This is a genomic window from Falsirhodobacter xinxiangensis, assembly GCF_004959935.1.
In the GTDB taxonomy this organism is placed as follows: Bacteria; Pseudomonadota; Alphaproteobacteria; order Rhodobacterales; family Rhodobacteraceae; genus Falsirhodobacter; species Falsirhodobacter xinxiangensis.
This window is the reverse complement of sequence record NZ_SMYN01000039.1, coordinates 1-11,482: the sequence shown is the minus strand read 5'-3', so window position 1 is coordinate 11,482 and position 11,482 is coordinate 1. Positions and strand designations below refer to the sequence as shown.

Annotated in this window: 8 protein-coding genes and 1 pseudogene; 4 read left to right on the top strand and 5 right to left on the bottom strand. The window is 61.7% G+C overall.

Annotated elements, in window-relative coordinates; translation table 11 throughout:
* Nucleotides 1–73: 73 nt before the first annotated feature.
* Both E2K76_RS19615 and E2K76_RS19610 read right to left on the bottom strand, forming a co-directional pair.
* Nucleotides 74–388: an H-NS histone family protein gene (locus tag E2K76_RS19615; RefSeq protein WP_136686127.1), complete on the bottom strand. Its 315-nt coding sequence runs from the start codon at nucleotides 386–388 to the stop codon at nucleotides 74–76.
* Nucleotides 389–571: 183 nt separating this feature from the next.
* Nucleotides 572–778: a cold-shock protein gene (locus tag E2K76_RS19610; RefSeq protein WP_136686129.1), complete on the bottom strand. Its 207-nt coding sequence runs from the start codon at nucleotides 776–778 to the stop codon at nucleotides 572–574.
* A 556-nt stretch (nucleotides 779–1,334) separates the two neighbouring features.
* Between E2K76_RS19610 and E2K76_RS19605 the strand changes: the two genes are divergently transcribed.
* Nucleotides 1,335–6,989, top strand: coding sequence for a DUF3320 domain-containing protein (locus E2K76_RS19605; RefSeq protein ID WP_220432316.1), 5,655 nt, complete (start codon nucleotides 1,335–1,337; stop codon nucleotides 6,987–6,989).
* A gap of 238 nt (nucleotides 6,990–7,227) precedes the next feature.
* Here E2K76_RS19605 and E2K76_RS19600 read toward each other — a convergent pair whose 3' ends face one another.
* Nucleotides 7,228–7,485, bottom strand: coding sequence for a transposase (locus E2K76_RS19600; protein ID WP_136686126.1), 258 nt, complete (start codon nucleotides 7,483–7,485; stop codon nucleotides 7,228–7,230).
* 202 nt (nucleotides 7,486–7,687) lie between these two features.
* Between E2K76_RS19600 and E2K76_RS21170 the strand changes: the two genes are divergently transcribed.
* From E2K76_RS21170 to E2K76_RS19585, 3 genes and pseudogenes are all read left to right on the top strand, one after another.
* Nucleotides 7,688–7,900: a helix-turn-helix domain-containing protein gene (locus E2K76_RS21170; protein ID WP_136686125.1), complete on the top strand. Its 213-nt coding sequence runs from the start codon at nucleotides 7,688–7,690 to the stop codon at nucleotides 7,898–7,900.
* A complete protein-coding gene (locus tag E2K76_RS19590; RefSeq protein ID WP_136686124.1) occupies nucleotides 7,897–9,186 on the top strand; it encodes a HipA domain-containing protein in 1,290 nt (429 codons plus the stop codon). Before E2K76_RS21170 ends, E2K76_RS19590 begins: the two co-directional genes overlap by 4 nt.
* A gap of 408 nt (nucleotides 9,187–9,594) precedes the next feature.
* Nucleotides 9,595–10,622 (top strand): annotated as a pseudogene (locus tag E2K76_RS19585) (IS30 family transposase).
* Nucleotides 10,623–10,720: 98 nt separating this feature from the next.
* Here E2K76_RS19585 and E2K76_RS19580 read toward each other — a convergent pair.
* Nucleotides 10,721–11,122 carry a DUF2442 domain-containing protein gene (locus E2K76_RS19580; protein ID WP_136686123.1) on the bottom strand — a complete coding sequence of 134 codons (402 nt, stop codon included), beginning with the start codon at nucleotides 11,120–11,122 and terminating at the stop codon, nucleotides 10,721–10,723.
* Entirely contained in the window at nucleotides 11,115–11,354 is a 240-nt protein-coding gene (locus E2K76_RS19575) for a DUF4160 domain-containing protein (protein ID WP_136686122.1), read from the bottom strand. Before E2K76_RS19575 ends, E2K76_RS19580 begins: the two co-directional genes overlap by 8 nt.
* Between the last annotated feature and the right edge of the window lie 128 nt (nucleotides 11,355–11,482).

Sequence of the window (11,482 nt, the reverse complement as noted above, 5' to 3'; positions counted from 1 at the left end):
CCGTTATCTACTGGTTATGAATCCTGACCCTAGGGCCATTTCTCTACCAAATCTTCCGGCATGGCCGAGATGATCAGATTTCGAGATCCGCCGGTTCACGGCCTGCCGCGATTTCCGCCTTATACCACGCCGGCTGACGCCCGCGGCCGCTCCAGGTCTCGTCCGGATTGCCCGGATTGGCGTAGCGGGCCGGAACTTTCTCTTTTTTCGGATGACCGGCTTCTGCAACAAGATCAGCGAGCGAAAATCCGAGTTCTTTCGCGGTTGCTTGAAGCGCCTGAACCGCCTCAGCCTTCTTCCGCTTCTCGAAATTCAGGATCGCCTTGTCGACGTCACTCCTCAGAGCTTTGAGTTCCTGCAATGACAAGGCGTTCAGATCGTTGGACATGGGGTGCCTTCCGGAATTTATGATCGATCAGCGCTATTTGAAAATCCCGGCGATGGCAATCGGCGATCTTCCCGTCAGCGTTTCAGAAACTCCTGAAAAAAAGAGCTTCCGCCCGGCTGACGCCTTACCGCAATCGTGCCTGCCTTCATCAAAGGATGGCGGTCGCGCAAAGGCGGCCGCTGATCAAAGAAGCCTCAAATCCACGGCGCTCGACTTACCATTGCGGCCGGTTTCCAGATCGAACGAAATCTTCTGGCCATCGGCGAGTTCACGAACACCCGCGCGCTCGACCGCGCTGATATGCACAAACACGTCCGCGCCTCCCGCATCCGGCTGGATGAAGCCGTAACCTTTCTCGGTGTTGAACCATTTGATCGTGCCGCTCGCCATATTCGTCTCGCAATAACCCATGTCGTCAGGCTGACATTTGAGCACGTCCCGCATTCCACGTCCAGCCCATCAGCGCGATTTCTTCACGGAATCCTCCATTTTTCCAGTGAGTTGATCCACGGACGGTAACGCGTAACCGGCCGGGTTACATCTCGGGTTACACCGGAAAGCCTTAGATTCAAGGAAGAAAGGGATGTATGTAACTATGTAACCAAGGTATAGATATAAATATATATAGAGTGAGAGACACTCATATATCTCCCCAGAGAGATATCTATATACACATTCCCCCCCCGGTTACCGGCGTTACACCAAAGGAAATGTCGGATACGGATTTTATTTCAGAGGGTTGCGTGTAACCAGAACTGTAACGGGGCCGCAACAGCGGGGCATCGCAGAAGGCGGTGATGGGGAAGTCCGCGCGCATTGCAAAAATCCTGCGAAGAGGCTGGCATGTCACCGCCGATACGGTCACAATCACACCGGGAGCATTCATTTCAGATCGGGAATTCCATCTGCGACGTCAGGTGGCCGGGTATTTTCGACGGGGGCGATTTTGGACGATCATTATTCCGGTGCGGATGGCGGAGGATTTGCGGGATCGGGCACGGTCGCGGAAAAGCTTGATCGGGCGAGAACCGAACTTCTCGATCTGTCTGCCCGAAATCGTCTTCTCAACATGCCGAAGTCCGCGAAGGCCGCCAAGACCATCGAAGTGACCGACGAGAAGAGCGCGGAGATCTTCCGTCTGCTCGTGCAGGACGGTAAAGCGTTCACCTTCATCCCTGGCATGCCGTCGCGCAAAGCCGCCGCGGAAATCGAGCCTGCGCCCGAAGGCGGGAATAATCCTCTCGGACTGCCGGCTCCGGCCGGCGCTCTTCCGGTGCCAGACCGCGTTCAGACATTGGTCCTGGCGGCGCCGGAGGAAGACAGCGATATCATCGAGGATCTGGCGCTCCCAGATGACGAGGTCTTCGACGAGAGGGGCATTGCGGGTCGCCATTCCGACACCCAGCTCCAGACCAGGTTTACGCCCGAGGGTCTGCAGAAGCGCCTCCTCGACCTCTACTTCGATGCGCGGACGCTCGAGGACGAACAGGGCGTTAACGTCCTGTTCCTGACGCTCGGCGCTCTTCGCTGGGTCGACCCGAACGACAAGACAAACATTCGCCGCGCCCCTCTGATCCTGATCCCGGTATCGCTCGAACGCGGCACCGCCGGCGAGAGGTTCAAGCTGCGGGCCCGTCCAGAAGACTTCGCAACCAACCTGTCGCTCGAAATCTTTCTCGATCGTCTTCACGGAATCCGCCTTCCGGACGTCGATGTCGGCGAGTCCTTTGATTTCGACGCCTATCTCGACATCGTGGAAAAGTCGGTCGATGCGAAAGAGGGCTGGGGCGTCGAGCGCGATGTGGTGGTGCTCGGCTTCTTCTCCTTCGCGAAGTTCATGATGTATCGCGATCTCGATCCGGCGACCTGGCCCAAGGATTCCGCCATCACCGGCCGGCCGCTTCTGAAGGGCCTGCTAGCCGACGGGTTCGAGCGCGGCGAGCCTCTTTATCCGGACGACGAACCCATCGATCCGATCATTCCGCCGTCGGAGCTGCTGCACATCCTCGACAGCGACAGCTCGCAAACGCTGGCCGTGCATGAGGTGCGGATGGGCCGGAACCTCGTCATCCAGGGCCCGCCCGGCACCGGAAAGAGCCAGACGATCGCCAATCTCGTGGCCGCCGCGGTGGCGGATGGCAAAAAGGTGCTGTTCGTCGCCGAAAAGATGGCGGCGCTCGAGGTGGTGAAACGCCGGCTCGATGCGAAGGGCGTCGGCGTTGCCTGTCTCGAGCTGCACAGCCACAAGGCGAACAAGAAGGCGGTGCTCGAGGATATCCGGCGCACCTGGGAGAACGGCGCTCCGCGCGTGGCGGATATCGGATCGCTCAACGCACGGCTCGGCGATGCCCGCGACGAGCTCAACGCTCACGCGGCGCGCATGCACAAGCGTCATCCGGCGTCCGGCCTCTCTCCGTTCCAGGTCATCGGCCAGCTCGTTCGGCTCAGGGCGGCGGGCGAGCAGCCGAACGACATCGATCTCGACGCCCCCGAGAGCTGGAGCCGGGATGGGTATGACGATCGCCATAAGGTTCTGCGAGAGCTTGCCGACCGAGTAACGGATATCGGCGTGCCCTCCGGGCATGTTTGGCACGGCGTGAAGCGCTCGAGCATCACGCCGATGGAAGTCGAGCGGCTGTCGTCGCGGCTATCTGCCGCCGCCAGCGACAGCGCCGCTCTCGAAGAGCACGTCAGCGCTCTGGCCGCATTCCTGCATGCCGATGCCCCGACGACCTGGGAACAGGTTGAGCCGCTTCTCGATCTCGCGAAACGTCTCGTCTCCGCTCCGCTCGCACCGGAAGCATTTGCCGCCCCAGAATGGCGCGATGCGCGCTCTGAACTTCAGGCCATTGTGCGGCACGGCGAGGTTTATGCTGCGGCCCGGAATACACTCGAGGGTCACGTTACCGAGGCGGCATGGACGGCCGCGACGGAGGAGGATTGCGGCATCCTTGTGATGCTACGCCCCGAGACCTCGCAGGCCGACCTCGAGTCCATCGCCGCTCTCAAAGCGGGCCTTCCCGATCTGATCGAGGGCGCGCGTTTGCTGTCAGCCCATTTCGGCGAGCCGGAGCCAAGGACGGTCCGGGATATTGCCACGCTTGCCCGCGTCGGGCAGCGCCTCTTCGAAGCGCCTGCCGCGCCAGCGGCGGCGCTTGCGGACCCGGTGTGGGATCAGGGGACGGCTGCGCAGCGAGATGCGCTGTCAGCGCTGACCGAAGTGCAGGCCGCACGCCGGGACTTGCAAGGAAAGCTGCAAGACACGGCCTGGGAGACCAGTCTCACTGAAGCGCGAAACGTCCTCGCGTCACATGGGACCGGGATGTTCCGGAAGCTGAGCGGGGAGTGGCGCCGGGCCAACCGGCTAGCCCGCAGCTGCCTCGCGAACCCGGACCAGCCGCTCGAGGCAACCCTGTCACAGCTCGACCGTCTCCAGCAGGCGAAGGCGGCCCTTGCCGCCCTTGCCACCGAAGATGCCGTTGCGAAAGCCGCCTTCGGCACAGCGTGGCGCGGCGAGAGATCCGATGCGGCACTGATTGAAGCGGTGATTACGTGGATGGAAGGGCACGGTGACGTTGCCCGCACGGTCAGGCGGATTGCCGGGCGTGATGCGGATCGAGACGTCACTGCGCGTTACATGGTGCGGCTTGCGGACGCAACGGAAGCCGAGAAGCGTGCGGCGGCATTTGGCTCGGTAACGCTTTCAAGCGCAGAAGACCTCGCCGCGCCTGAGGTTCTCGGAAAGGCGGAAGCCGTTACCTCGTCGGACCAGGCCACCCGATCGCTGTTCGTGAAGCTTCCCGGCACGATGGGGGAGAGACAGGCCTTGCTGGATCGGTTGCGGGCGGGACAAGCCGCCGCGCGACAGATCGAGGATGCGGCAAGCCTCGGCGCCGGAGCCTTCGGCTCGAAATGGTCGGGGAAAACGTCTCCATGGGATGAACTCCGCGGCGCGCTGCGATGGGCTGACGAAAACACAGACATTCTCGCGGCCGCCGGAGCCGTAACGGAGCGGGCGTCGGCGGCTCGGACTGCCAATCAACTCGCCCTTGCATCTTCCCGCCTCGGCGAGGCGGTTGAGAAGATCGCGGCCGAGCTTGAACTGGATCTTGTTGCGGCATTCGGCGGCGATCTCGCTCAAGTCGCGCTGTCAGCAGTGACCGGAAAGCTTGCGATCTGGAGCGTATCCGGCGAACACTTGTTCCAATGGACCGCCTATCGCGACCGGGCAGAACGCGGTCGTGCGCTCGGCTGCGGCGTCATCGTTGATCGGCTGACCACCGGGCGGCTTTCGCCCGATCGCACTCTTCCGGCTTTCGAGATGGCATACTTCGAGGCGCTCTATCTGGACATCACCAAGGCGGAGCCCGAACTGGCCCGCTTCGACGGCGAACTCCATTCCCGCAAAGTGGCGGAGTTCGCCGAGCTGGACCAGCGGCGCATTCATGTGTCCGCAGACGAGATCGTGCGGGCGCACCATCAGCGCATCCCGCCGCGCGACGGCGGGGCAATCGGTCCGCTCGGGGTGTTGCGCAACGAGCTGCAGAAGAAACGCGGACACATGCCGATCCGCAAGCTCGTCGAGCGGGCAGGGCCCGCGCTGCAGGCGATGAAGCCGGTATTCATGATGAGCCCGCTCTCGGTCGCGCAATTCCTTGCACCCGGCGTCGCCGAGTTCGATCTTCTGGTGATGGACGAGGCGAGTCAGATCCAGCCGGTCGATGCCTTGGGCGCGGTCGCGCGCGCCAAGCAGGTCGTCGTTGTCGGCGATCCCCGTCAGCTGCCGCCCACGTCGTTCTTTGCCCGCATGACCAGCGGGGACGATGCGGACGAGGATGAGGGCGGCCGCGTCACCGATATAGAGAGCATCCTGGGGCTCTTCACCGCGCGCGGTCTGCCGATGCGCATGCTGCGCTGGCACTACCGCAGCCGGCACCAGTCCCTGATCGCAGTCAGCAACCGGCAGTTCTACGACAGCAAACTGTTCGTGGTGCCGAGTCCCTACACGGCCGAGGCCGGCATGGGGCTGCGCTTCCATCATATCACGGATGGCGTGTTTGACAGCGGCGGCAAGCGCCACAACTTCGTTGAAGCTCGGGTTGTTGCGCGGGCCATCATCGATCATGCGCTGAACACGCCGGAACTGTCGCTGGGCGTCGCGGCTTTCTCGGTTGCGCAGCGCCGGGCCATTCTCGATGAGCTGGAGCTGCTGCGCCGCGCGCATCCGGAGACGGAAGGCTTCTTCCACTCGCACCCGTCGGAGCCGTTCTTCGTCAAAAACCTCGAGAACGTGCAGGGCGACGAGCGGGACGTCATCTTCATTTCAGTGGCTTACGGGCCAACGACGCCCGGGGGCAGGGTGCCGATGCGCTTCGGACCTCTCGGCTCGGAGGGCGGTGAGCGCCGTCTCAACGTGTTGATTAGCCGCGCGAAACAGCGCTGCGAAGTGTTCTCGTCGATGACGGACGAAGACATCGATCCCGACTTTGCCCAGTCCCGCAAGGGCGTGTTCGCCTTCCGCATGTTCCTGCAGTTCGCCAGGACCGGGCGGCTTTCCATGGCGGAAGCAACCGGCCGGGATCATGATAGCGTCTTTGAAGAGCAGGTGGCGAATGCTCTGCAAGCCCGCGGCTACCATGTCCACCGTCAGGTCGGCCTCGCAGGCTTCTTCATCGATCTTGCGATCTCCGATCCGGAGCGTCCCGGCCGATATCTTCTCGGGATCGAATGCGACGGCGCGGCCTATCACGACGCGTTGTCAGCTCGCGACCGGGACCGTCTTCGTCAGTCGGTCCTCGAGAGCCAAAACTGGAAGATCCACCGGATCTGGGGATCCGACTGGTTCCAGCGGCCGGAGCAGGAGCTTGAACGGGTGTTCGCGGCAATCGAGACGGCAAAGCTGGATGACGCCGAGCGCACCACGAGGAGGACCGCGCCCGTATTCCGCATCACTGAGGAGGACCAAGGGGACAGCATCCTGCTGACGATCGAAACCGGCGCCGAGGATACGGCAGTCCGAGCGAATGCATTTCCGATCTACGAAGAGGCGATTGTCGAACGCGCCTCGCATTTGATCTGCGAACTTCATGAGGTGCCGCGCGGCATCTTGGTCGGATATGTCGAGCAAATCGCCGCCACCGAAGGCCCGGTCCATCTCGACGAGGTTGTCACGCGTATCAGGGAGGCCTGGGGGCTGCAGCGGGCCGGCGCCCGGATCCGGGATGCGGTTACCGGCGCGGTCGACGTTGCGCTGCGCAAGGGCACCGTTCTGCGGGATGGCGAGTTCCTGACCGCGCTTGGCCGCGATGCGGCGCTGCGAGATCGGTCAGGCGACGTTTCTCCCGGGCTTCGCAAGGCGGAGATGATTTCCCTCGATGAAATTGCCGCCGGGGCTTTGAAGATCGTCGAACGTAATTTTGGCGCCAAGAGCGATCAGCTGGTCACAGAGGTCTCGAGAGCGATGGGTTTCAAGGCAACCAGCGCCGCGATGCGTCGGCGTGTCGAGGACGGAATCGATCTTGCGCTGTCGCAAGGAGGACTCGTCGAGCGGGAAGGGCTGCTTCAAATGGCGCCGCTGAGCAGGAGCGACTGGGAGGATTGAAGCTTTCAATCAGCCCGACAGTCTGCCTCAACGGCAGGCTGTGGCCCTTGCGGAAGTCGATGGGCTTCGTCGCCACCATGATCCGCACCCGGTTCGACGGGACGATCACGCGTCTACCGCCAATGCATGCGCCACGGACGCGATCCACTCCGCCGAAGCGCCGACTTCCAGACGGATCACGACGGCCCCGAACACAATCTCCGGACCGGTCGCAGCAGGGCTGACAGAACGTGGAACATCATCTACTGGCCCCGAGCATCAGGGCCGCGAACTCGACCGGATCCTTCGGCGCTGCCAAAACCAGCTGCCCCTTGCGCGCCAGCGTCCGCCACGACGAAATACGATTCGCCGGCAGGCTATGCCACCGGGCAACATCGTTGACCGTAGCATCCGGCACCAGCGTTTCCGCCACAATTCGCGCCTTCACATCCTCAGGCCAGCTCCGGTTTTGGCGCCTCAAACCGCCAAACGAGAGAACCTCTAATGAAGTCTCCATGGAGACGCTTCATCATCAAAACTCAATGGAAGCCAATCATGCTATCGAGAACTGTGCTAGAGGGGGGGAATGGACACCGCTGTCCGCGCGGGCGATTTTCAAGCCATAATGTCAGGACCTGATTTGGCGGGAAAACCAAAATGGCGTTGAAACGCGCGATGAAATTGCCTAGTTTGGCGAGGAAACCAAATTCGTCTCTGATATGTTTCTGACGTCCGCTTCTGAACTAGGCGCGCTCATCCGTGATAGGCGCAAATCTGTCGACGTCAGCCAAGGCGACCTCGCCTCGGCCGTCGGCATAGACCAGGCCAACCTTTCTCGCATCGAGCGCGGAACTACGGCCGCGACGCTGGAGACGTATCTGCGTCTCTGCAAGGCATTGGGCCTGCAAATCTCGGTCGCACCGCGGGGATGAGACTCGACGTCTGGATCGAAGGGCACGGTGCCCCAGTTGGCGTTCTGACCCGAAACAGCGACAAGTCCTTGCATTTCGCATATTGCACGAACGTTCCGCCCACGGTGGCTCTCTCACTGTCCCTTCCGCTTGCTGATCGCGAATTCAACGACGCACGCTGTCGCGGTTACTTCGCGAACCTGTTGTTCGAGGGGGCCGAACGAGATCGTATTTTCGCATCCCGCCAACTCGACGACGATGACGTCGGGGGCATGCTTTCTCATCTCGGCGCTGACTGCCCGGGGGCGATATCCATCGTCATGCAGGGGCAGGGGCCCGGTAAGATGCCCGGCCGCTTTCCGGAGCATTACGAGGCGATAAAAGACGTCAGACTGCTGGATATCGTCCGCTCGCTCCACCACGTTCGGCACCTCCCGCCTCAAGAACGCAATCCGTCTCCGGTCGCTGGCGTGCAGGGCAAAATCGCACTCCTTGCGTTGCAAGGGCGCTACTACCTGCCGAAGCCGGGAAGCGGCGCGCCGACCACGCATATCTTGAAGGTGTCGCCGATCGGCGATCCGGACGTCACGGTTCGAGAGGTGGCGCTGCTGGAGGTGGCGCGCCATGCGGGCATCGAGGCCGCCGGATCCACGGCGCTCGTCTTTGACGAGGGCGCGACACCCATCAACGCGATCTTGTCGACGCGGTTCGACCGAAAGGTAGAGCCGCACGACGATGGCTCATTTCTGATACGCCGCGTGCATGCGGAGGATTTTTGCCAAGCCCTTGGGCTCGCTCCCTCACTCAAATATGAGCGTGCCAACCCCGACGGCGAACGCCGGTTCTCCGCAGCGGCCATGACGCGGATCGCGGACCACGCGCCGGCCCCTGTCAAATTCGCAAAAACTTTTGCGCGGCAGGTGATCTTCAACCTTCTCGTCGGCAATTCGGACAATCACGGCAAGAACGGATCGATCATCCATACGTCGGCCGGCGTAGAGCTTGCGCCGCTCTATGACGTGGTTCCGGTCTTCATGGACAATCAGGTCACCCAAGAGCTTGCCTTCAGTCACGGTGGCGCCGTTTTCGCAAGAGATGTTGATCAGGCCGCGCTTACCCAGCTGTGTGTTGCCCTCGGCTTGGGCCGAGGCCGAGGCTTCCTTGAACGCACGATTCGGGAGACGGCGAAAATGGCGCGTGACATCATGACGGCAACTACGAAAGACTGTCCGGGTGATCTTGCTGAGGCGCTCCGATCGCAGATCGGCACCGTCGAGGCTGCCCTCGGCCTGGATATCAAACCGTAGCCGCAAGACGCCGCCTGGCAAACCCGTCGAACTGGAGATCGGGACACCCTATAAGGTCGAGGCGCAGATAGTCAGCGCGTAATGGTGATTGAGACCTGATCTGCGGACTTCATCTGGGCCAGCGGCAACCGCCTCGAATAAAGACCGCAGTCATGAATGCTTCCGGCAGAGGAACTTCAACTTCAACGCTTTTGCATCAAGGGCCGTCCGCATCGCAGGTCAGATCATCGCCACCGGCGCGCTGTAAATTTGCGGGTTGTAGATAATGCGCACCACACCCTGTGGCGAACGACATCTAGGTAACATAAGCTATACTACCGCACTTTAGGTGGCGTCCAAGGAGATGTGCTATTTCTGAATGCGACTTTCTATGCTCGACATGATGTTGGGCCATGAAAGGATCGCGGAATGAAGGTTCGGTTTTCTCACCTTTCGCGGTCGGATCGGCGCAAGATCGAGCGCTGGCGCCATGCGAAGCTCAGCCCCGACGAGATGGCGCGCAGGCTCGGCCGTCACCGCTCGACGATTTTCCGCGAACTGCGCCGCAACCGTTTCCACGACAGCGAGATCCCGACCCTGAGCGGTTATTGGGCATCCTGGCGCAGGGCCTGTCCGACGGACGTCGGACCCGCCGACGCAAGCTGGTGCGATATCCTGGTCTGCGCGATCAGGTCGAGCGCTGCCTGCGGTCATGCTGGACGCCAGAGCAGATTGCCGGGCGGATGCGATACGAGCACGCAGCACGGCGGGTCTGCCATGAGACGATCTACGGCCATATCTATTCCGAGGAAGGCCGGCGGAGCGAGCTCTGGCGCCACCTGCCCTCGGGCCGTCGTCGGCTGCGCAAGCGCCCGCCACCCAAATTTGCGCGCGAACTTAGTATCTTGTTCCGGCCCGATGTCGTCGCGCACCGAAAGGAGTTCGGCCATTGGGAATGTGATCTGGTGCTGTTCCGGCAGAAATTCGGCCCGGCAAATGTCACGACGATGATCGAACGCACGAGCCGCTTCCTTCTGGTGCTGAAAAACGAAGAGAAACGCACCAAACCGATCATGGCCCGGAACGCCCAGGCGCTCACGCCCCTGCCCCGACATGCCTGCCGCTCGGTGACGTTCGACCGCGGCTCCGAGTTCATCGACTGCCCGCATCTGCAAGCGACGGTCGGAACCCAGGCTTGGTCCTGCGAGGCACAGTCACCCTGGCAAAAAGGCGCGGTCGAGAATGCCAATAAGCGGCTAAGGCGCTGGCTCTGCCGGGACACCGACCCGAGCAGCCTGTCTCAAGACGAGTTGCGAGCGCTCTGTGCCGGCCTGAATGCCACGCCGCGCAAGTGCCTCGGCTTCCGCACCCCGGCCGAAGTCTTTAAAGCCAACATCCTCGGCCGAGGAAACAGACGGGCAAATCTCTCAACCCACCCAAAGTCGCATCTAGGGTAGCGCGTCCACAGGCAGGCCCCAACCCGCTTGACGGGGCACCCCCTAACGGCGGGCGTATAGCGATAGCTAGGGAGACGGTCTACCAATCTTCAATAAAGCTATGCCTGCTTTCGCGGTCTTCCGCCTTTGGCCCCGTTCGACCGAGCTGCTGCAGCCTTGGCAGGCGACGTGGCCTGTCCAGCCCGTCGAGCCATGTAGGCCCGTGTTCCAAACAATCCTGCCAGCAAGCCCGGCACCGAAAGATCGGTGTCCAACGCTTCCCAATGCAGGCCGTAACCCGCGCCCAAGACTTCAACTGCGGCCAGCTCGTCATCCGAAGCCCTTTCCAACCCTTGTGCCATTATGGATGGAAAGGCGAAGGTGCAGCCGTTGGTCAGCTCGACGATGATGCGGCCGTTCTTCCGGTCATAGCGCGCAGACATCGCGCGGGGTTCTGTCTGCCGCGCGATACGCCCACGCTCGAGAGCTGCGTCGATGGCAGCGTCTGTTAGATCAGCCATGAATTTCCCTCCATCTGGTAAGAAACTGCTCCTGCTGGTCCCGGACCATTTGCACGGCCCGGCGCAGATCGTTGGCCTTCATGCCTTCGGCCCAGACGAGAGCAGGAATGCCATCCGCACCGATCAGATTAATCTTGGCCTGCCCATCGCCGAACACATGCACATGGGCTGGCTCGTGATCGTCGGTGAAGATGATGACGCGCAGACCATGCGCCTTGAAGATCGTGACCATGACATAAAATAACCCATCGTCTTGGGTTTTGCAATGCTTGTGTCATGGTTATAAATGCAGGCTGCAGCGCGATCGGCTCATGAGGGTTCGTGGGAGATTGTGTTGAAAAACACCTGTTGATCGGCGGG